Genomic DNA, 20,806 nt, shown 5'->3' on the forward strand with positions numbered 1-20,806 from the left:
AACGTGGAAAAGAACGGCACCATCAGCCGCTGGGACGATGACAAGGGCTTCGGCTTCATCCGTCCCCAGGCCGGCGGCAAGGAAGTCTTCCTGCATATCTCCGACTTTCGTGGCGACCGCCGCCCGGCAGCGGGCGACCAGGTCTGTTACGTCGAAGGCGCCGGCAAGGACGGCCGCCCCCGCGCCGATCATGCCCGTCTGGCGGGACTGGCCATCGATACTCCGGCCATTCGCCGCAGACCCGCCGCGACAGCCACCCGCGAGCGCGTTCGCAGTGGCCGCGAAGTAGCCTTCCCCAGTGCACCGAAACGCTCGCTCGGGCGCGCCTTGGTCGCCCTCGCAGCGCTGCTGGCGCTGCCCGTCATCGGCTCGGTGCTCTGGCTGAAGGAGGCTTACTTCGTCTGGTTCCTGCTGCTCTATCCGGTCTTCAGCATCCTGGCTTTCTTCGCTTACTGGCGTGACAAGCGCAGTGCCGAGCGCAACGACTGGCGTACTCCGGAACAGAGCCTGCATCTGCTGGAGTTGCTCGGCGGTTGGCCGGGCGCTTTCCTCGCGCAGCAGGTGTTCCGTCACAAGACCCGCAAGCTGTCCTTCCAGCTGGTGTTCTGGGCCATCGTCGTGCTGCACCAGCTGTTCTGGATCGACTGGCTCAGCGGTGGCCGGTTGCTGGGCTGGATTGGCGCACTGCTTGGGCTGGGCGCCGCCCCGACCTGATCGATCCGGTCAGACGGGCCAGTCGTCCTTCGAGAAGCCTTCCTCCAGGTAGTCGAGCAACGCCCGCACCGCCGGCAGGATGCCGCGCCGGTGCGGGTAGACTGCCTGCAGGTAGGCCTCAGGCTCGCTCCAGGCGGGCAGTACACGCACCAGGCGACCGTCCTCCAGCTCCCCTGTGCAGTAATGCAGCGGCAGAATGGTCACGCCCAGTCCCGCCAGTGCCACGTTCTTGCGCAGGTTGAAGTCCTCCACCGCCAGTCGCGCCTCCAGCGCCACTTCCTTCACCTCACCTTGCGGGCCGGTCAGCTTCATGTGCACGCGGCGATCATTGTCGATGGCACCGAGGACGGGCAGGGTGGCCAGGTCTTCCGGCGTGCGCAACTTGACGCCCTTGAGCAGCGAGGGCGCGGCCACCAGGGCGGTCTTCGCCCGGCGCAGGCGCCGCGAGATCAGCGACAGGTCCTCATCCCCCGGCGAGCGCACGCGCAGGGCGACATCGATACTTTCGTTGAGCAGGTCGACGCGGCGGTTGGTCAGCATCAGCTCCAGGTTCACCTGCGGATAGGCCGCGAGGAATCCGGGCAGCATCTCGTTCAACGAGGTTTCCGCCAGCGCCACCGGACACGACAAGCGCACCCGTCCGCGCGGTTCGGCGCTCAGTTGCGCGGCGACTTCGTCCGCCATCTCGGCTTCCACGAGCATTGCCTGGCAATGTCGGTAATAGCGCTCTCCCAGGTCCGTGAGCGCCAGTTTGCGGGTGGTGCGCTGCAGCAGGCGCACATTCAGGCGCGCTTCCAGTTCCGCTACGCGCCGCGACAGGCGAGACTTCGGCAGGCCCAGCAGGCGTCCGGCGGCGGCGAAGCCTCCAGCTTCCACCACCTTGGCGAAATAGAAGAGGTCATTGAGGTCCTGCATGGGATTGTCCTGCTGGTGAGACGAATCATTGCATTTTTGCCGACTTATCGAAGATTGGCTACATGCGTAGTCTTGCCTCCAACGACGAATTCCTCCGCCAACTCACTTGGCGTCATCGACTGGAGAAGACTCATGAAACTGCTGCACATCGATTCGAGCATCCTTGGCGACAACTCCACTTCCCGCCAGCTGAGCGCCGAACTGGTCGCTGCCTGGGCCGCCGCCGAGCCGGGCGTCGAAGTGACCTACCGTGACCTGGCCGCCGACGCCATCAGCCACCTGTCCTCCGCCAGCCTGGTTGCCGCCGGCACCCCGGCCGAGCTGCGCGATGCGGCGCAGAAGCACGAAGCCGATCTGGGCGAGAAGAGCATTGAGGAGTTCCTCGGCGCCGACGCCATCGTCATTGGCGCGCCGATGTACAACTTCTCGATCCCCAGTCAGTTGAAGGCCTGGATCGACCGCATCGCCGTCGCCGGCAAGACCTTCCGCTACACCGAGAGCGGTCCGGAAGGCCTGGCCGGCGGCAAGAAAGTGATCATTGTGTCCACCGCCGGTGGTATCCATGCCGGCCAGCCCAGCGGTGTCGCCCACGAGAACTACCTGGAGCTGGTGCTTAACTTCCTCGGCATCACCGATATCGAGGTCGTGCGTGCCGAAGGCCTTGCCTACGGTGACGAGCCGCGCCGCAACGCCATCGCCGGCGCCCAGGCGAGCATCGCCAGCCAGTTCGCCGCTGCCTGATCGCTGCCGTGAGCAGAAAAAGCCCCGCCCATGCGGGGCTTTTTTGCGCCTGGGCACTGCCGTCTGTCTGCGGGCACGGAGCCAGTCCCGCTGGCGCGTACTATGCAGAGGTTCTCTCCAGGCGGCGCCCGGCGGTCTCTGCATTCACCAACAAGCCTCGTGGCGCCTGATCTGGAGACAAATCGGAGCGAACTGCACCATGGCGAGGCGCCTGTTCTGGTTCCTGTTGCTCGTTACCTTCAGTACCGCGAGTTGGGCGGTGCAGGGCTGGAATGTGGGTTTTCACCGCCTGCAGGTGAGCGACCCGCTGGACCAGCAACCGATGAAGGCCATCGCCTTCTATCCGACGCGCGCATCCGAACAGCCCCTGCACCTGGGTAATTTCATCCTCGATGTCGCCTATGAAGGGCAGACTGCCAACGGTCGCTTCCCGCTGCTGGTGATGTCCCATGGCAACTACGGCACACCGCTGGCCCATCGTGACCTGATCGAGGCGCTGGTGCGCAAAGGCTTCGTGGTGGTGACCCTGCTGCATCCCGGCGATAACCTGCATGACCACAGCCGCCTGGGCGCGATGAGCAACCTTTACGGGCGGCCGCTGCAGGTGTCGGAAACCATCAGCGCCGCCTTGCTCGATCCCAAGGTTGCGGCCATTGCCGATCCGCGCAAGGTCGGGGTGATCGGCTATTCCGCCGGTGGTGAGACTGCGCTGATCCTGGCCGGCGCCCAGCCACGCCTGGAACGGTTGATCAAATATTGCCAGGAGCGCCCGGACGACCGCGATGCCTGCAGCGAGAAGGGCCAGGTGCGCGCTGATCGCAACGACCTGGTGCCGATGGCCGATCCGCGCATCGGCGCGTTGCTGTTGCTGGCGCCGCTGAGCCTGATGTATGGCGTCCATGAGCTGGAAGACGTGCAGGTACCGGTGCTGCTCTATACCGGCAACGATGACAAGATTCTCGACTGGAAGAAAAATGCCGGCGCGCTGGCGCGCAAGCTGCCGCAGCAGGCGGACCTGCGAGTGCTGGATGGGGCAGGGCACTTTGTCTTCATGTCGCCCTGTTCGGAGGAGGAGAAGGAAGCTACGCCGGATCTCTGCACTGACACCCAGGGATTGGACCGGCAGGCCATCCACCGTGACCTGGCGGCCTCGGCGGCGGAATTCTTCGATGTCAGTCTCGGTAGCGCGACGATGCAGACGTCGGGGCGTTGATCCGGGGCTGAGCAAAAAGGTGCCCCTTGTAGGAGCGAGCTTGCTAGCGAATAGGTTTCCCGGCTGCACTGGTGTCAGACAGGTTCGCGAGCAAGCTCGCTCCTACGAAGATCAAGGAGCAAGAAAAAGCCCCGCACTGGGCGGGGCTTTTTCATTGCAGCTTGGCGTTGATCAGACGATCACGCCCTGGCTGCGCAGGTAGTCATCGTAGCTGCCGCTGAAGTCGGTCACGCCGTTTTCCGACAGTTCGATGATGCGGGTGGCCAGGGAGGACACGAACTCGCGGTCATGGCTGACGAAGATCAGGGTGCCCGGATAGTTCTCCAGCGCGAGGTTGAGCGACTCGATGGATTCCATGTCCAGGTGGTTGGTCGGCTCGTCCATCACCAGCACGTTGGGGCGCTTGAGGATCAGCTTGCCGAACAGCATGCGGCCCTGTTCACCACCGGAGATCACCTTCACCGACTTCTTGATGTCGTCGTTGGAGAACAGCATGCGGCCGAGGGTGCCGCGCACCAGTTGCTCGCCGCCCTGGGTCCACTGGGCCATCCAGTCGAACAGGTTGTAGTCGTCCTCGAAGTCCTCGGCGTGGTCCTGGGCGAAGTAGCCCACGTCCGCGCTGTCGGTCCACTTCACTTCGCCGGCGGTGGGCGACATGTCGCCCACCAGGGTGCGCAGCAGGGTGGTCTTGCCGATGCCGTTCGGACCGATGATCGCGATGCGCTCGCCGGCTTCCACCTGCATGCTCAGGTTCTTGAACAGCGAGGTGCCGTCGAAGCCCTGGCTGACCTTCTCCAGGGTCACTGCCTGGCGGTGCAGCTTCTTGTGCTGCTCGAAGCGGATGAACGGGCTGACGCGGCTGGACGGCTTGACCTCTTCCAGCTGGATCTTGTCGATCTGGCGTGCACGGCTGGTGGCCTGCTTGGCCTTGGAGGCGTTGGCCGAGAAGCGGCTGACGAAGGTCTGCAGCTCGGCGATCTGGGCTTTCTTCTTGGCGTTGTCCGACAGCAGGCGCTCGCGGGCCTGTTCGGCTGCGGTCATGTACTCGTCGTAGTTGCCCGGGAACAGGCGCAGCTCGCCGTAGTCCAGGTCCGCCATGTGGGTGCAGACGCTGTTCAGGAAGTGACGATCGTGGGAAATGATGATCATGGTGCTGTTACGCGCCGTGATGACGTTTTCCAGCCAGCGGATGGTGTTGATGTCCAGGTGGTTGGTCGGTTCATCGAGCAGCAGCAGGTCCGGGTCGGAGAACAGCGCCTGGGCCAGCAGCACGCGCAGCTTCCAGCCCGGAGCGACGGCGCTCATCGGGCCGAAGTGCTGGTCCAGTGGAATGCCCAGGCCCAGCAGCAGTTCACCGGCGCGGGATTCGGCGGTATAGCCGTCGAACTCGGCGAACTGGACCTCCAGCTCGGCCACGGCCATGCCGTCTTCCTCGCTCATCTCCGGCAGGGAGTAGATGCGGTCGCGCTCGGCCTTGACCTTCCACAATTCCTCGTGGCCCATGATCACGGTGTCGATCACGCTGAAGTCTTCGTAGGCGAACTGGTCCTGGCGCAGTTTGCCCAGGCGCACGCCGTTTTCCAGCATCACCTGGCCGCCGGAAGGCTCCAGCTCACCACCGAGGATCTTCATGAAGGTGGATTTGCCGCAACCGTTGGCGCCGATCAGGCCGTAGCGGTTGCCGTTGCCGAACTTGACGGAAACGTTTTCGAACAGCGGCTTGGCGCCAAACTGCATGGTGATATTGGCGGTGGAAATCAACTGACTGACCCTTGGCTGGACATGGTGCGCGCCGGGCGCGGACGGCGCGGGCGGGCAGGGAAGGCATGCGCTGTCGAACGAGGCCGACAGGCGCCTGGCAAAGCCGCTCATTATGCCACAGCCAGGCCTGCACTGCATGCTTTGCCGCTACAGCTCCCGTTCTGCGGGCGTGTGGCAGTATCAGACAGTTGAAACCCCCCATAGTCCTGCATCAGAATTCGGTGTTCAGAATTCCGGTGGGGGCTGTATGAAAATCCTAAACGCTCAACATTCGCTCAGGCACTACCTGGAGCAGGTCAGCGACAAGCTGATCACCGTGGTCTCGGCCTCCGCCAGTGAAACCGAGTCACTGATCGAAACCCTGGTGGAAAAGGGCAATCGCCTGGACCTGCTGGTGGGCACCATCAACTCGTTCAGCTCGCCGGACTTCATCGATTTCTGCGTCCGCGATGCCGGCGCTAACGTCACCCTCCACGTCGACTTCCGCGCGCAGAACAGCGTGCATTGGAAGCTGATCCTGATCGAGCCGGATGTGGTCGTGCTGGGCAGCGCCAACTTCACCGAAATCGGCCTGAGCCTCACTCGTGACACCTGCACCGTGATCCAGGACGCAGCGCTGTATGCCGAGTACCTGGCGCGCGTGAGCGAGATCAAGGGCATGGAAGGCGTGGTGCTGGGCCAGGACTCGCGGGCCTTCGACGAGCAGCTGGAGGAGTACCGCCAGAGCCATCGCCGCGTTCAGGCCAGCCTGGCACGCAGCGCGCAGTACCTGGACGGAGAGAGCTGGCTGGGTGACGAGACCAACCAGAGCATCCCGCTGTTCATCTGGTACAGCGACCATTCCGATGAGTCCGAGGAGCAAGCTGAAGCCTTCCTCCACGCCAGCAGCGACGGCGTGGACTGGGAAGACGTGCGCGAGTTCTTCACCTACGAGTGCGCGGAGGGCGTGCTGCCCTACGAAGAAGGCGACATGGTGCTGACGGCGCGCTGCAACGGCACGCACATCGGCTTCTACACCTTCGACCGAATCCTCTACCGTAACGGCACCTACTTCATCTACTCCTACCGCAAGAAGCGCTACACCCAGCCGTTCAAGCTGGAAGATGCCAAGGAGCGCCTGAAGGACGTGATCCCGGAGTGGTACGAAGAAATGCGTACTTCGCTCAATCGCCACGACATCAATAGCGTGGTGCGCTGAGCAGCAGCCATTCATCGGCGCACAGCCTGCGACCCGACGGTTGCGCGCTGTGCGACTTGGCATTCTGCACGATGATGGCTAGCATCCTGCCAATATCTCGACGTCGCATGCCGCAGTTGCGTGAGCCCGTCAGAAACCTGTCAGGAGGCAATGGATCATGCCGCAACTTCCCCCCGATGAAGTCCCCGTCCGCCGCCGCATGCGCTGGCATTGGCGGTTGTTGACGCTGAAGATCTACATTCTCTCGGTGTTCCTGCTGGCCTGCATGCTGGGCGGCAGCGCGATGCTGTTCCTCAATGTGCTCAATGACACGCTCGAACCGGCCCAGCGCCTCGGCTCCTTCTTGGCCGGCGCGCTCATCCTGCTGCTGTGCTTCCACATCCTGCGCATGGCGCTGCCGCCGATGCCCTGGTTGCCCAGGCGACGCAGCCTGGAGTAGGCGGCCTGGAGCAGAAGCAAGTCAGAACGAAAAACGCCCCGTGGCATCGCTGCCACGGGGCGTTTTCCTTCGAGCCTGATCAGGTCATCAGAAGATGTTGACCGGGTACTCGACGAAGACACGCACTTCGTTGCCGTCGTCGTTGTAGGAGCGGGCGTCGTTGGACACGCGCAGCCAGGAACCACGCAGCTTGACCGACAGGTCCTTGGCCGGGCCGCTCGGTACGACGTACTTCAGCTGGTTGAAGATTTCGCGCTCTTTGCCGTTGCTGGTCTCGGCGGTCTTGATGTTGTCGCCATAGACGTAGGCCACGGTGTAGCTCAGGCCCGGCACGCCGTACTCGGAGAAGTCCAGGCTGTAGCTGCCCTGCCAGGAACGCTCGTCTTCACCGTTGAAGTCCGACCAGTAGGAGTTAGCCAGCCAGATGGTGGTGCCGCCGTCGCCCAGGCCGCCCTGGTTCTGGTACCAGCCGTAGTTGTAGCCGGAATCACCGTTGTTGCGCTGGTGCGCGATCATGAAGGTATGGACGCCGATGTTGTAGGCGGCCGACAGGCTCCAGATGGTGTTCTTGGTGCCGTCGATGCCGTTGTCGGAAGCGAAGTCTTCGTTCACGCGGGTGCGGTAGCCGTTGAAGTCCAGGGTCAGGGACTGCTTGTCGGCCACCGGGATGACGTAGTTCAGGTTCATGTACTGCTTGCGGGCGACGTCTTCGCTCTCGTAGCCGTACAGCGAGCCACTGAAGTTGTCGGTGAACTTGTAGCTGCCACCGAACACATCGATGCGCTTCAGGCCGCCGCTGTCACGCCCTTCGGCGCTTTTGCGGGTTTCCGAAGTGAAGCGGCCGACGTTCAGCTCCAGGCCTTCGATCTCCTTGGAGGTGATCAGGGTGCCGGTGAAGCTTTCCGGCAGCAGGCGGGAGTTGTCGTAGCTGAGGATCGGCAGGGCCGGCATCTGGTCACCGTACTTGATCACGGTGTTGGAGAAGCGAGCCTTCACTGCGCCACCGGCGCGGGCCAGGTCATTGGCGGCTTCGCCGCTGTCGCCCTGCTTGAAGAAGTCGATGCCGGCGGCGCCGCTCTTGCCCTGGCCACCGTCCAGGCGCAGGGCGTACATGCCGAACGCGTCAACGCCGAAGCCCACGGTGCCCTGGGTGAAACCGGAGGTGAAGGTGGCGGTGGCGGCCTGGCCCCACTCTGCCTTGTCGTCGCGGCCGTGCTTGTAGTCACGGTTCATGTAGGCGTTGCGGAAGAACAGGTCCAGGTGGCTGTCTTCGGTGAAGCCTTTGGCGGTGGACTGGTCATCGGCCATTGCAGCGGTCGACGCGAGGATCCCCAGTGCGAGCAGACTGATCCGGTGGTTCAGCATCTTGATTTCCTTAATGGTGCAGCGCCAGCGAACAGAAAGAAAAAGCTCTCCGCCCCGAAGTGCGTGATCGGGGTAGGTGGAGTCCTGTGCTGGCATATTCTTTTGGTTGTATTCGGGGCGTGGTCGCCCCGGCGCCGCGGGATAATAGCAGAGGTTCGAACTTTTTCGTCCAGCCTCTGTCACGCGCCCGTCATGATTACCTGATCAGCGGTTTTGGCTACCGGATCACGCCGGCTCGCGGGGGATGGGCGAAGTCGCGGCAGGTTGCCGCGACGCCACGGTCAGCGGGAGAACGAGTGCTGGAACAGCCAGAGGCTGAGAATCAGCCCGCTGAATGCCGCAAGTGCGGCGCAGAGGAAGATCGAGCCGAAGCCGAAGCCGTTGGCGACGGCGCCCATCAGCGGCCCGGTGATGCCGAGGGACACATCGATGAACAGCGAATAGGCGCCCAGGGCGGCGCCACGATTGGAAGCAGGCACCAGGCCCACTGCTTCCACGCCCAGTGCAGGGAAAACCAGGGAGAAGCCGAAGCCGGTCAGCGCCGCGCCAGCCAGGGCAATCCAGGGCGTCGGGGCACTCCACAGCAGGAGGAGGCCGAGGCTTTCTACCGACAGGCAGGCAATCGCGACGCGGAAGCCTCCGTGGCGGTTGATCGCATTGGCGAACAGCAGGCGTGCACCGATGAAGCAGCCGCCAAAGGCGGTCAGGCAGTAGACCGCGTCCTTCCAGCCAAGGCTGGCGTAATAGAGCGTGATGAAGGTCGCGATGGTGCCGAAGCCGATGCCACCCAGCGCCAGGCCCATGCCATGGGGGAATACCCGCCCGAGCACGTGGTGGAAGGGCATCCGCTCGCCATGCACCAGGGCTGCCGCGCGTTTGGGCCAGGCCAGGGCGAAACCCAGCATGGCTAGCAGGACCACGCTGCCGCCCAGACTGGACAGCCCAAGCTGTCCGACCATCAGGACGCCCAGCGGCGCGCCGATGGCCAGAGCGCCATAGCTGGCGATGCCGTTCCAGGAGATGACTTTTGCGGTGTTCGCCGCGCCGACACGGTCAATGCCCCAGGCAATGGACGCACTACCGACCAGGCTTTCCGAAGTGCCCAGCACCAGGCGCGCGACCATCAGCAGGCCGAGGCTGATCCACGGCAGGCCTTGCATCGCCCAGGAACCGAGCATCAGTGCACCGCTAGCGGCGCAGCCGACCATGCCGTAGAGCACGGCGCGCTTGGGCCCGAGGGTGTCGATCACTTTGCCGGCGTAGGGGCGGGTCAGCAGAGTGGCCAGGTACTGGATGCTGATGACCAGGCCAGCCATTACCGAGCCGAAGCCCAGGTCGCTGTGCACGTAGCCGGGCAGCACGGCCAGCGGGATGCCAATGGTCAGGTAGGCGATGAAGGTGAAAAGGACGACGGACACCACTTGCAGGGTGGTGGATGAGGACGAGCGGGAATCGGCGGACATGTGCTGCGGTTCGGTACGGCGAGTGGTCCTACATGATGGACCGCGTCTGGCGTGTAGGAAAGCTAGCTAACGAACTACCTGCAAGTCAGTGCCGAGTTGCAGGAGCGAGCTTGCTCGCGAACCGTTTGACACGGAGCCGGCCGGACGAATCGTTCGCGAGCAAGCTCGCTCCTACGAAAAGCGGCTCAGGCGCGGCGAAAGAGGGTGGGGTAATCGATGACCAGGCCGTCGTCATCCACGCTCAGCACCGCCTGGAATTGCGTGCCTTCGAGGTTCTCGTAGCGATAGTGGTGGGCGTCGATCCGCGTGTAGCCCTGGCGCATCCGCACGGGCTTGAGGGCCGGCGCTTCCAGATAGACGACGGCCAGCTCCCGGCGCTCACCATCGGCCAGGTGCAGGCGGCGAATGGGGAAGGTGTTGGTGAAAGGCGACGGCCAGATGTCGATGTCCAGGCAGCCGCCCAGGTCCTCCAGCGAGTCGCCTTCGGCGTTCTGCCAGTGGCCATCGCCATCGGTCAGCAGGTGCAGCTGATGCGTACCGCGGGCGCTTTCCACACTGAAATGCGCTTCCCGCAGACGCCATTGATCATCCCATTCCAACTGGTAGTCGAGCTGGTACGAGGGCCCGCCTGCTTCATCGATGGCGCGGAGCTGGCTCTCGGCGCGCCGCTCGTCCAGCTGCAGCGACTCCCAGCTGGCCGTCGGTGCGTGCCAGATGCCTTCCCAGTCCAGCGTACGCATCAGGGCGTCTCCAGCACCAGGCCCAGGCGTTGGCGCTTCGGCAAGCGGGCGACCACCAATTGATGCGAGCGGGTCAGCGCTTCGCGCAATTCGGCGTCGCCCATGGGGTAGGGGCGCTGCATGGCAATCCAGAAGGCCCGTGCCAGATAGGGCGCGGGGCGGATGCCGGGGCGGTCGACGTAGCCCAGGAACAGCTCCGGGCCGACCTTGAAGGCCAGGCCGCCGTTGCCGCTGTCGAGAAAGTCGAGGATGGCGAACATCTTGTTGCCGGCCACCGAGAACACCCGGTTACTGCCCCACTTGATGTCTTCACGGGCGCCAGGGAGCTCCAGGCAGAAGCGGGCGATCTGTTGCGGTGTCATGGGTTGCTGTTCCCTCAGTCCCGGAAATAGACCTCGACCAGATGGTAGCCGAACTGGCTTTTAACCGGCCCGTGAACCACGCCGACCGGTTTCTTGAAGATCACCTGGTCGATGCTACGGACCATCTGGCCCGGGCGCACCTCGCCCAGGTCGCCACCGCGCTTGCCGGAAGCGCAGGTGGAATGCTTGCGCGCCAGGGCGGCAAAGTCCTCACCCTTGGCCAGGCGCTGCTTGATCTGCTCGGCTTCGGCGGCGGTCTTGACCAGGATGTGGCGGGCCATGGCGACGGGCATTGGTTTGTGTCCTTGAATGAAAGCGTTTGCGGGGCATTGTACGGCAGCAGTGATGCAGGTCGCATTTCGCGATGGGTTGCATTGTCTGGCACTGGAGTGCTCCATAGAGTCAATCAGCCAATTCTTATTCTTAGGACGCTGCTGATAGACAGCGTCTGCCGCCACCTTGCGTACGGATGCAGTTCAATGGATATCCAAGCGATGCTCAAGATCCTGGCCACCCAGGATGGTTCGGATCTTTACCTCTCCACCGGTGCTCCGCCTTGTGCCAAGTTCAACGGGGTACTCAAACCCCTGACCAACGAACCGATGAAGGCCGGCGACGTCGCCCGCATTGGCTACGGGCTCATGGATGAGGAGCAGCGCGCGGAGTTTGACCGTGAACTGGAAATGAACCTGGCGATTTCCGTCGCGGGCGTCGGCCGCTTCCGTATCAACCTGTTCAAGCAGCGTAACGAAGTGTCCATCGTGGCGCGGAACATCAAGCTGGATATCCCGCTGTTCGCCGACCTGAATCTGCCCGAAGTGCTGCTCAAGGTGGTGATGGAGAAGCGTGGCCTGGTGCTCTTTGTCGGCGGCACCGGCTCGGGCAAGTCCACCTCCCTGGCGGCGCTGATCGACCACCGCAATCGCAACAGCGGCGGCCACATCATCACCATCGAAGACCCCATCGAATACGTGCACCGGCACCGCAAGTCGATCATCAACCAGCGCGAAGTCGGGGTGGACACCCGCAGTTTCCATGCCGCGCTGAAGAACACCCTGCGCCAGGCGCCGGACGTGATCCTGATTGGCGAGATCCGCGACCGCGAGACCATGGAGCACGCCCTGGCCTTCGCCGACACCGGCCACCTGGCGATCTCCACGCTTCACGCGAACAACGCCAACCAGGCGCTGGACCGCATCATCAACTTCTTCCCCGAGGAGCGCCGGCCGCAGTTGCTCAACGACCTGGGCAACAACCTCAAGGCCTTCGTCTCCCAGCGCCTGGTGCGTACCCAGGACGGCAAGCGCCGCGCAGCGGTAGAAGTTCTGCTGGGCACCGCGACCATCAGCGATATCATCAAGCGCGGCGACTTCAGCTCGATCAAGGAAATCATGGACAAGTCCCGCGCCCTCGGCATGCAGACCTTCGACCAAGCGCTGTTCGACCTGGCAGTGGAGGGCGCAATCACCGAGGAAGAAGCGGTGAAGAACGCCGACTCGGCGAACAACCTGCGTCTGAAGCTCAAGCTGTACAAGGACAACCCGGGCAGCGTCGGCAGCGCTGCCACGCCCGCAGCGGCCAAGCCTGCCGCGCCGGCTCCGGCGCCCGTCGCTCCCCCGGCCGCCGCCCAGCCGGTGGAAGCTTCCAGCTGGGGGCTGGAACTCGCGCTGGAAGAGATCGAGGCGGAAGACGCGGAGAAGCCGGTCGGCCAGTAAGCCGCCCGCTGCACACAAAAAGCCCCGGCATGCCGGGGCTTTTTCATGGATTGCAGGAGCTGCATCAAAGCAGCGAGAGGGGATAGCTGATGATCAGCCGGTTCTCGTCGAAGCTGTTGGTGCTGCCCCAGTCGCGCCGCATGCTGGAGTTACGCCACTTGAGGTTCAGCGTCCTGAAGGTGCCGCTTTGCACCGTGTACGCCAGTTCGCTTTCGCGGCCCCATTCGCGGCCGTCGTCGGTGCTGGTGTTGTGCACGTTGCGGCCCTGGATGTAGCGATTCATCAGGGTCAGGCCGGGCACGCCGAAAGCGGCGAAATCGTAGTCATGACGCAACTGCCAGGAGCGCTCCTTGGCACTCTCGTAACTGGCGTTGTAGCTGTCGTTGGCCAGGGTACCGCCGCTGGTGCCATTGACGCGGAACCACTCGTCCTCACCCATGACCTTCTGCAGGCCGAGATAGAAGGTGCTCGCGCCGTACTTTGCCGAGAAAAGTCCAGAGAAGGTGCGGTTGTCCAGGTCACCGGCACGGGCGCTGCCGTCCTCCTTACCCCAGAAGTAGCCGATATTCGCACCGAGCACCCAGTTGCCCAGCGGTTGGCTGTGCTGCAGTTGCAGGTACTGCTGCTGGTAGATGTCCTTCAGCTGCGCATTCCACAGGCCGACCAGGGTACGGTCGCCGTTGAAGCGGTACTCGCCGCCGGCGAAGTTGAAGCGGTCGGAGGTGTAGGCCGGGCGATTGAACAGCGACATGTCTTGCATGCTGGCGTCATTGCGCGGGCTGTTCTGGCGGAACTGGCCGCCGTAGAGGGTCAGGCCGTCGATTTCCTTCGAGGTGACCTGTGCGCCCTGGAAGGTCTGCGGCAGCGAGCGGCCGTCATCCGAGCGCAGGATCGGCAGTACCACCATCCATTCACCGGCCTTGAATTCGGTTTTCGACACCTTGGCCTTGCCGGCCACCGCCAGGCGGCCGAAGTCGTCGGCGGGGCGGCCGTCGTCGTGGGTCGGCAACAACTGGGTGCCGGCCGTGCCCTTGCCGCCGTCTAGCTTCAGGCTGTACAGCCCGAGCACGTCCAGGCCTAGCCCGATGGTGCCCTGGGTGTAGCCGGAGCGGGCGTCGAGGATGAAGCTCTGTGTCCATTCTTCCGCCTTGCCCTGGCGGGCTTCGCCGACATAGTTGCGGTTCATGTAGAAGTTGCGCAGCAGCACGCTGGCCTTGGCGCCCTCAAGGAAACCGGCTTCCTCGGCGCTGGCCAGGACGGGCAGGGCGGGTAGCAGGCAGGCGCTGATGGTGAGGTGGGGCAGGTGGCGGAGCATGGGGGTTCCCTCGGCATTCTTGTCGTTGTTCGGGGCGAACGAGGCCCTCCGCGCGGCTCTGTCAGGAGCGGCGGATGGAGGTTGAAAACGGTCAGCGAGCGCGGATCAGGCGATCAGCCGGGCGCGAGGGGCGTGCAAGCAAGCGTGCGAAGACAGACGGCGGGGGCGATGCACGCGCGCGGGCGTGCCAGGGAGAGCGTGAGCATGTGAACGGGCCTTTCTTATTAGTAGTTGTTGGCGCCGCATCGAGGCGGCGACTGGGGCCATAGTGGTGCTCCGTGAAGCGCCTTCGCAATTCGCCCGAGGCGTAAGCGTTCGCTGTTCGAACGGCAATTAACCAAATGGAACATTCATCCGCCGGCACTACGCGTAGGATGGCCGACACAATGCTGCGCGGGACTTGTATCGTGCGGCCTTTCAGCGGACCCGCGAGGTGCTCCCGGCTTGGCGTGACGGATTCTTTCTCCGGCGCGCCCTGCTAGGCTGTCCTGCTCTTCCTGTTGGCCTCGCGCCCGCCGCATCTGCCTAGTGAATCCGTGAGTCGATGAGTACCAGTCAATCGCCGTTGTCCGGCGTCCACCAACCCTTCAAGGGCATCCTGCTCATCGTCCTGGCGACCTTCCTGTTCTCCAGCCACGACGCGCTGTCCAAGTACCTGGCGAGCATCTATCCCATCGTCATGGTGGTGTGGGCGCGCTATGTGGTGCACACGCTGTTGATGGCGGGCATCTTCCTGCCGCGCGCCGGCCTTGCCGTGCTGCGCACCCGTCATCCCTTCCTGCAGACGATCCGTGCGCTGTGCCTGCTGGGCACCAGCTTTCTATTCACCACCGGCCTGCAGTACATCCCGCTGGCCGAGGCGACCTCGGTGAACTTCCTCGCACCGCTGTTGGTGACGGCGCTGTCGGTACCGTTGCTGGGCGAGCGGGTCAGTGCCGGGCAGTGGGCGGCGGTGCTGGTGGGATTTGCTGGTGTGCTGATCATCGTCCACCCCGGTGGCGACCTGTTCACCCCGGCGGTGCTGTTGCCGTTTGGCTCGGCGCTGTGCTTCAGCTTTTACCAGTTGCTGACGCGCAAGCTCAGCCAGGTGGACAGCCCGACCACCAGCAACTTCTTCGCCGGGCTGTGCAACACCCTGATCGTCAGCGCACTGGTGCCGTTCTTCTGGCAATGGCCGGGGTTGGTGCATGGCCTGATGATGTTGGCCCTGGGTACCTGCGGGATGACCGCACACCTGTTCCTGACCCAGGCTTTCAAGCATGCGGCGCCAGCGCTGCTGGCACCGTTCAGCTATTGCCAGATCGTCTTCGCCGGGCTGCTGGGCTTCGTCATCTTCGGCCATACGCCGGAACCGTCGGCGCTGCTGGGTATCGCGGTGATCTGCGGCAGCGGGCTGGCAGCGGCGTGGTTGCAGAGCCGCAAGCGGTAGACACGTTGCTCTTCCTGTAGGAGCGAGGGGGACGCTCAGTCCTTGCTCGCGAACGGATTTGCCGGCGGCTCGGGAGCTGGGCGGGTTCGCGAGCAAGCTCGCTCCTACAATGTTCTGCCCGTCATTCGATCTCGAACAGGCCATGGCGGATCGGCCCGACCTGCAGTCGCTGACGCACGTCGTCGTCGATGCGTGGATCGTCCGGCTGGTACAGCTTCACCTGGCGATAGGCGCTGATGCGGTTGATCTCCGGGCCCAGGTATTCCCAGACCACGCGGGTGCATGCCGGGGTGCGCCGGTCGCCGCTGGAAACGCCGGTCTTCAGGCCGTTCAGGCGGGTGATGCGACTCTTGAAACTGGGGATGAGAATGGTCTGGCTCATCTCGTTGACGGTGAGCGACTCGTAATCCATCAGGAACACCCGGTCCTGCAGCTGGAAGGCTGCACCCAGGTAGCGGCAGCGCACCCAGTCCTCGGCCTGCACATCGGTACTGCTCGATCGCTCCTGGCGCTCCTGGCGCTCGAAGAGGAAGTTGCCGTCCTCTTCATACAGGTGCACCAGCGACAAGAGGATCGAGCCCGGCACTGACATGCAGTTGGAATACTCGAAGTAGTAGCCGCAATAGCGCGACAGGTTGCCCGCGTGCTCGCGCAAGGGGCGGAGCATTTCGAGCAGCGGATCATGACGCTGACTATTCGCCGGCGAGGCACCCCGTGCGCCAATCAGTCGGGCGAACTGTTCAGGGGGCAATTGCAGCTCGTAATCCTCGACGCCGAAGAAATCTCCAATCCGTTTGAGGTTGTAGGCCGTGGGTTGGCTCTGCCCACCCAGGTACTTGTTGAACTGCGCGCGGTTGATCGCAAGCTTCCGGCAAACCTCCGAAATAGAGCGGTAGTGGGCGCACAGCAGCTTGAGATTGGGGCCGAGGTTTTCGGACATTCGTGCCAGGTCCAGGTGATGCGACTGGCGCAATAATAGCGCCAAGTGGCGTCAATTCGTAGCAAGCCGCGAAATTGTTTCGCAAGGCTTCGGGCGCAACCATGCGCCCCCAGTGAGCGGGCCAGCCCCAGGTCCGTGCTCCCACAATAACAATCGAGGCCCCAGCACATGCTCGACGCGATCAACGATTTCCTCTCCGGGAAAGTCCTCATCGTCCTCATCGTAGGACTCGGTGCGTACTTCACCATCCGTTCCCGTTTCGTCCAGTTCCGCCACTTCGGCCACATGTTCGGTGTGTTCAAGGAGTCGATCCGCGGCCAGTCCGGCCAGCTGAGCTCGTTCCAGGCCCTGATGCTGAGCCTCGCCGGCCGCGTGGGCGCCGGTAACATCGCCGGCGTCGGCATCGCTGTGACCCTGGGTGGCCCCGGCGCCGTGTTCTGGATGTGGGTCACCGCGCTGGTGGGCATGTCCAGCAGCTTCTTCGAATGCACCCTGGCCCAGGTCTACAAGCGCAGCGACGGCGACGGCCTGTATCGCGGCGGCCCGGCCTACTACATCCAGCACGGCCTGAAGCTGCGCTGGATGGCGCTGACCTTCGCGGTCCTGCTGCTGGTCACCTATGGCTTTGCCTTCAACGGCCTGCAAGCCTTCACTGTGACCCACTCGCTGCAGAACGCCTTCGACATCCCGGTGCTGTACTCGGGCATCGCCCTGGCCGTGCTGCTGGCGATCGTGTTCTTCGGCGGCATCCAGCGCATTGCGGCGGTCTCCGACCTGCTGGTGCCGGTCAAGACCCTGGCCTACATCGCCGTGACCCTCTACGTGATCGTCACCCAGATCGAACTGGTGCCGGGCATGCTGACCACCATCGTGAAGAGCGCCTTCGGCCTGGAACCGGCCTTCGCCGGCCTGCTGGGTAGCGCCATCGTGATGGGCGTGAAGCGCGGCGTGTTCGCCAACGAAGCGGGCCTGGGCAGTGCGCCGAACGTCGCCGCTGTCGCCGCTGTGCGTCACCCGGCCTCCCAAGGCGTGGTCCAGGCGTTCAGCGTGTTCCTCGACACCTTCGTCATCTGCACCTGCACCGCGCTGCTGATCCTGCTCTCGGGCTTCTACACCCCCGGCTTCGAAGGCGACGGCATCACCCTGACGCAGAACTCGCTGGCCGCCGTGGTCGGTGACTGGGGTCGCATCTTCGTCAGCGTCGCACTGTCGCTGTTCGTGTTCACCTGCATCACCTACAACTACTACCTCGGTGAGAACGCCCTGCAGTTCATCGTCGGTCGCAGCCGCTCCGCGCTGATCGCCTTCCGCGTGCTGGTGCTGGGCCTGATCCTCTGGGGCTCGATGCAGAACCTGGGCACCGTGTTCGCCTTCGCCGACATCACCATGACCTGCCTGGCCTTCGTCAACCTGGTGGCCCTGGCGATGCTGATCAAGACCGGGCTGCGCGTGATGCGTGACTACGACGAACAACGCCGCGCCGGCATCGAGCGCCCGGTGTTCGACGCCAGCAAGTTCGCCGACCTGGACATCGACCACGATGCCTGGCGCGATGCGCACAAGATCAATTCGACTGCTCCGGCCCACGGCAGCCTGCCCGCCCAGGGCTGATCCGCTGACTTTGGTCTGATACGCGAGGCCGGGACTTCTCCCGGCCTCGCGGTTTATCCTGTGAACTTTCCTACAAGAGCACTGGCATGCGTCGAGTGAAGAATCTCTTCGTCCTCTATACCGGCGGCACTATCGGCATGCTGCAAACCGCCGAAGGCCTCGCCCCGGCTGGCGGTTTCGAAGCTCGCATGCGCGAACAACTGCAAGGCCAGGGCGAGACTCGCCTCAACTGGACCTTTGCCGAACTGCAACCGCTGCTCGACAGCGCCAACATGACCCAGGCCAACTGGCTGGCCATGCGCGACGCCATTGTCCATGCGGTGGAGCTGGGCGGTCATGACGGCGTGCTGGTGCTGCACGGCACCGACACCCTGGCCTACAGCGCCGCCGCGCTGTCGTTCCTGCTGCTGGGCCTGAAGGTGCCGGTGCTGCTGACCGGCTCCATGCAGCCCATGGGCGCGCCGGGTAGCGATGCCCCGTCCAACCTGCTGGGTTCGCTGACGGCGCTGGAGCGCGGCGTCGAGCCGGGCGTCTGGTTGTTCTTCAACGGCGAGCTGATGCACGGCGCCCGTGTCACCAAGCTGCGCAGCGACGCCTTCGATGCTTTCGCCGTACTGCCCCGCGAGCGCCAGGGGGAGCGTGCCGAGTCGCTGCCTGCCGAGTTGAGCTACCGCCAGCCGCGTCAACCGGTGAACCTTGTGGTGTTGCCGCTGTTCCCCGGTTTGCGCGCCGAGCACCTGCGCGCTTTGTTGGGCACAGGCGTGCAGGCGTTGCTGCTGGAGTGTTTCGGTAGCGGCACCGGCCCGTCGGACAACGAAGACCTGCTGGCCGCTCTGCGCGAAGCCCACGCTCGCGGCGTGGTGTTGGCGGCGATCAGCCAGTGCCCGCAGGGCCATGTGGCCTTCGATGTCTACGCGGCCGGCAGTCGTCTGCGCGATGCCGGATTGGTGTCTGGCGGTGGGATGACTCGTGAAGCAGCGCTGGGCAAGTTGTTCAGCCTGATCGGCAGTGGCCTGCCGCCTTCCGAGGTCGAGCGGCTGTTCGCGCTCGACCTGTGCGGCGAGCGCGTCGACGCCCGGTAAAGGAAAGTGCCCCGCTCAGGGGCGCGACTCTTCCAGCGGCACGTTGAGCACTTCGCGCACCAGCATGGCGATGCTGCTCACGCCCATCTTTTCCTTGATCTTGGTACGGTGCACATCGACCGTCTTGACGCTGATGTTCAGCTCGCGGGCGATGACTTTGCTGGCCTTGCCATCCACCACCATCATCAGGATTTCCCGCTCCCGACCGGTGAGCAGGTCGAGCTTGTGTTGCAGGACCTGCTTCTGTTCCTGACCTGCGTGTACCTGCACCGCGCTTTTTAGCGCCGCCTGGATGCGGTCCAGCATCTGCTGTGGGTTGTAGGGCTTTTCGACGAAATCCAGCGCGCCGTTCTTCATCGCCTTCACCGACATCGGGATATCGCCGTGGGCGGTCACGAAGATGGTCGGCAGGTTGATGCCCTTGTCGTTGAGCATTTCCTGCAACTGGAAGCCGCTGGTCTCGGGCATGCGCACGTCGAGCACCAGGCAGGCGGGGAGTCGGGGGTCATATTCGCGCAGGAACTCTTCGGCACCGCCGAAACACAGCGACTCGATGCTGACCGACTCGAGCAGCCAGGCGAGGGAGGTGCGCAGGTCCTTGTCGTCGTCGACGATGTAGACCACGGGTTTTCTAGCTTCCATCAGGCGTTGCCACTTTCTTTTTTTATCGTTGTAGAGCTGCACGTAGGCCGCGTCCGCCGGGTGTAGGCCCCGGTCGTCGCAATGGCATGGCTCGGAGCATACCCATAGTCGCCGAGGCTGACGATAAAGAAACCACCTACATGACTAGCGGCCACTACCTTCTGGTGTGGTAATCGTCTGAATGTTTCGTCCCGCGGCGCTGCCCTACGCTGGCCCCCTACAAGAAAGGCCGGGCGTGCCGGCCACTCCAGCACAAGGGGCGAAGAAATGGCCAACACCCTCAGCCAGACCCAGATCGACTTCCGCAACGCCATGGCCCAGCTGCCGGCGGCGGTGAACATCATCACCACCAACGGCCCGGAAGGCCGCTGTGGCATTACCGCCAGCGCGGTGTGCTCGGTCACCGATTCGCCGCCCACGGTACTGGTCTGCGTCAACCGCGGCAGCGCGACACACGATGTGTTCCGCAGCAACGGCCACCTGTGCGTCAACGTGCTGTGCGGCGAGCAGGAAGAGCTGGCCAAGCACTTTGCCGGGATGACCAAGGTCTCCATGGAAGAGCGCTTCACCTGGGACCTCTGGGACGACGGCTACGCCGGCCTGCCGGTGCTGCGCCAGGCGCTGGTGAGCCTGGAAGGGCGCATCAGCGACTGCAAGGAAGTCGGTTCGCACACGGTGATGTTCGTCGAGCTGGAAAAGGTCGCTGTGCGCGAGCGCCAGGACAGCCTGGTGTACTTCAATCGCGTGTTCCACCGCGTCGAGCGCGAAGCCGTGCTGCGCGCGAGCTGATGGCTGACTCCCAGACAACAAGAACGAGGTAATCGCCGTGACCGTGAAGATTTCCCAGACTGCCGACATCCAGAAGTTCTTCGAAGAGGCCAGCGGCGCCCTGAACGACCAGGGCAATCCGCGGGTGAAGAACCTCATCCTGCGCATCCTGCAGGACACCGCCAGGCTCATCGAAGACATGAACGTCACCCCTGATGAGTTCTGGAAGGCGGTGGACTACCTCAATCGTCTCGGCGCGCGCCAGGAAGCCGGCCTGGTCGTCGCCGGCCTGGGCATCGAGCACTACCTCGACCTGCTGCTGGACGCCCAGGACGCGGCGGTCGGCATCGAAGGTGGCACTCCGCGCACCATCGAAGGTCCGCTGTATGTGGC

Annotated in this window: 21 protein-coding genes; 11 read left to right on the forward strand and 10 right to left on the reverse strand. The window is 63.9% G+C overall.

What is annotated here, in order from left to right; translation table 11 throughout:
* The first annotated feature begins 3 nt into the window (after positions 1–3).
* Positions 4–714 (forward strand): DUF1294 domain-containing protein, encoded by a 711-nt coding sequence (locus FAS41_RS16110; RefSeq protein ID WP_171049494.1) that lies wholly within the window; start codon positions 4–6, stop codon positions 712–714.
* A 9-nt stretch (positions 715–723) separates the two neighbouring features.
* Here the strand turns inward: FAS41_RS16110 and FAS41_RS16115 are convergent, their stop codons facing one another.
* Positions 724–1,629 carry a LysR substrate-binding domain-containing protein gene (locus FAS41_RS16115; protein ID WP_138523952.1) on the reverse strand — a complete coding sequence of 302 codons (906 nt, stop codon included), beginning with the start codon at positions 1,627–1,629 and terminating at the stop codon, positions 724–726.
* Between the two features lie 132 nt (positions 1,630–1,761).
* Here FAS41_RS16115 and FAS41_RS16120 point away from each other — a divergent pair, with 132 nt between their 5' ends.
* The gene (locus FAS41_RS16120; protein ID WP_138523954.1) at positions 1,762–2,370 is read left to right on the forward strand and encodes an FMN-dependent NADH-azoreductase; all 609 of its coding nucleotides are present in this window, start codon (positions 1,762–1,764) and stop codon (positions 2,368–2,370) included.
* 199 nt (positions 2,371–2,569) lie between these two features.
* Positions 2,570–3,583, forward strand: coding sequence for an alpha/beta hydrolase family protein (locus tag FAS41_RS16125; protein WP_138523956.1), 1,014 nt, complete (start codon positions 2,570–2,572; stop codon positions 3,581–3,583).
* A gap of 171 nt (positions 3,584–3,754) precedes the next feature.
* Here FAS41_RS16125 and FAS41_RS16130 read toward each other — a convergent pair whose 3' ends face one another.
* Entirely contained in the window at positions 3,755–5,344 is a 1,590-nt protein-coding gene (locus FAS41_RS16130) for an ABC-F family ATPase (protein ID WP_138523958.1), read from the reverse strand.
* Between the two features lie 247 nt (positions 5,345–5,591).
* Here FAS41_RS16130 and FAS41_RS16135 point away from each other — a divergent pair, with 247 nt between their 5' ends.
* Both FAS41_RS16135 and FAS41_RS16140 read left to right on the forward strand, forming a co-directional pair.
* Positions 5,592–6,542 carry a phospholipase D family protein gene (locus FAS41_RS16135; RefSeq protein WP_138523960.1) on the forward strand — a complete coding sequence of 317 codons (951 nt, stop codon included), beginning with the start codon at positions 5,592–5,594 and terminating at the stop codon, positions 6,540–6,542.
* A gap of 157 nt (positions 6,543–6,699) precedes the next feature.
* A complete protein-coding gene (locus FAS41_RS16140) occupies positions 6,700–6,981 on the forward strand; it encodes a hypothetical protein (protein WP_138523962.1) in 282 nt (93 codons plus the stop codon).
* A gap of 87 nt (positions 6,982–7,068) precedes the next feature.
* Here the strand turns inward: FAS41_RS16140 and FAS41_RS16145 are convergent, their stop codons facing one another.
* The 5 genes from FAS41_RS16145 to FAS41_RS16165 all read right to left on the reverse strand — a co-directional run bounded on the left by FAS41_RS16145 (position 7,069) and on the right by FAS41_RS16165 (position 11,204).
* Entirely contained in the window at positions 7,069–8,346 is a 1,278-nt protein-coding gene (locus tag FAS41_RS16145; protein WP_138523964.1) for an OprD family porin, read from the reverse strand.
* A gap of 281 nt (positions 8,347–8,627) precedes the next feature.
* The gene (locus FAS41_RS16150; protein ID WP_138523966.1) at positions 8,628–9,809 is read right to left on the reverse strand and encodes an MFS transporter; all 1,182 of its coding nucleotides are present in this window, start codon (positions 9,807–9,809) and stop codon (positions 8,628–8,630) included.
* Positions 9,810–9,994: 185 nt separating this feature from the next.
* Positions 9,995–10,549, reverse strand: coding sequence for a putative glycolipid-binding domain-containing protein (locus tag FAS41_RS16155; protein ID WP_138523968.1), 555 nt, complete (start codon positions 10,547–10,549; stop codon positions 9,995–9,997).
* Positions 10,549–10,911: an MmcQ/YjbR family DNA-binding protein gene (locus FAS41_RS16160; RefSeq protein WP_138523970.1), complete on the reverse strand. Its 363-nt coding sequence runs from the start codon at positions 10,909–10,911 to the stop codon at positions 10,549–10,551. Before FAS41_RS16160 ends, FAS41_RS16155 begins: the two co-directional genes overlap by 1 nt.
* A 14-nt stretch (positions 10,912–10,925) precedes the next feature.
* Complete coding sequence (locus tag FAS41_RS16165; protein WP_138523972.1) at positions 10,926–11,204, reverse strand: peptidylprolyl isomerase; 279 nt, start codon at positions 11,202–11,204, stop codon at positions 10,926–10,928.
* Between the two features lie 186 nt (positions 11,205–11,390).
* On the opposite strand from FAS41_RS16165, the gene FAS41_RS16170 reads away from it, so the two are divergent.
* Positions 11,391–12,626 (forward strand): PilT/PilU family type 4a pilus ATPase, encoded by a 1,236-nt coding sequence (locus FAS41_RS16170; protein WP_171049495.1) that lies wholly within the window; start codon positions 11,391–11,393, stop codon positions 12,624–12,626.
* Between the two features lie 64 nt (positions 12,627–12,690).
* On the opposite strand, the gene FAS41_RS16175 is transcribed toward FAS41_RS16170, so the two are convergent.
* Positions 12,691–13,941 (reverse strand): OprD family porin, encoded by a 1,251-nt coding sequence (locus tag FAS41_RS16175; RefSeq protein WP_138523974.1) that lies wholly within the window; start codon positions 13,939–13,941, stop codon positions 12,691–12,693.
* Positions 13,942–14,485: 544 nt separating this feature from the next.
* Here FAS41_RS16175 and FAS41_RS16180 point away from each other — a divergent pair.
* Positions 14,486–15,370: a DMT family transporter gene (locus FAS41_RS16180; RefSeq protein WP_138523976.1), complete on the forward strand. Its 885-nt coding sequence runs from the start codon at positions 14,486–14,488 to the stop codon at positions 15,368–15,370.
* Between the two features lie 121 nt (positions 15,371–15,491).
* On the opposite strand, the gene FAS41_RS16185 is transcribed toward FAS41_RS16180, so the two are convergent.
* Positions 15,492–16,310, reverse strand: coding sequence for a helix-turn-helix domain-containing protein (locus FAS41_RS16185; RefSeq protein ID WP_138523978.1), 819 nt, complete (start codon positions 16,308–16,310; stop codon positions 15,492–15,494).
* 168 nt (positions 16,311–16,478) lie between these two features.
* Here FAS41_RS16185 and FAS41_RS16190 point away from each other — a divergent pair, with 168 nt between their 5' ends.
* Both FAS41_RS16190 and FAS41_RS16195 read left to right on the forward strand, forming a co-directional pair.
* A complete protein-coding gene (locus tag FAS41_RS16190; protein WP_138523980.1) occupies positions 16,479–17,921 on the forward strand; it encodes an alanine/glycine:cation symporter family protein in 1,443 nt (480 codons plus the stop codon).
* A gap of 86 nt (positions 17,922–18,007) precedes the next feature.
* A complete protein-coding gene (locus FAS41_RS16195) occupies positions 18,008–19,003 on the forward strand; it encodes an asparaginase (RefSeq protein WP_138523982.1) in 996 nt (331 codons plus the stop codon).
* Between the two features lie 15 nt (positions 19,004–19,018).
* Here FAS41_RS16195 and FAS41_RS16200 read toward each other — a convergent pair whose 3' ends face one another.
* On the reverse strand, positions 19,019–19,645 hold the full coding sequence (locus tag FAS41_RS16200) for a response regulator transcription factor (protein WP_138523984.1): 627 nt from the start codon (positions 19,643–19,645) through the stop codon (positions 19,019–19,021).
* A 267-nt stretch (positions 19,646–19,912) separates the two neighbouring features.
* Here FAS41_RS16200 and hpaC point away from each other — a divergent pair, with 267 nt between their 5' ends.
* Complete coding sequence (hpaC, locus tag FAS41_RS16205; RefSeq protein WP_138523986.1) at positions 19,913–20,434, forward strand: 4-hydroxyphenylacetate 3-monooxygenase, reductase component; 522 nt, start codon at positions 19,913–19,915, stop codon at positions 20,432–20,434.
* 37 nt (positions 20,435–20,471) lie between these two features.
* On the forward strand, positions 20,472–20,806 hold a 335-nt coding region (locus tag FAS41_RS16210), incomplete at its 3' end, for a dioxygenase (protein WP_281286812.1).

The sequence above is a fragment of the Pseudomonas nicosulfuronedens genome, from assembly GCF_005877905.1.
GTDB classification, from domain to species: Bacteria; Pseudomonadota; Gammaproteobacteria; order Pseudomonadales; family Pseudomonadaceae; genus Pseudomonas; species Pseudomonas nicosulfuronedens.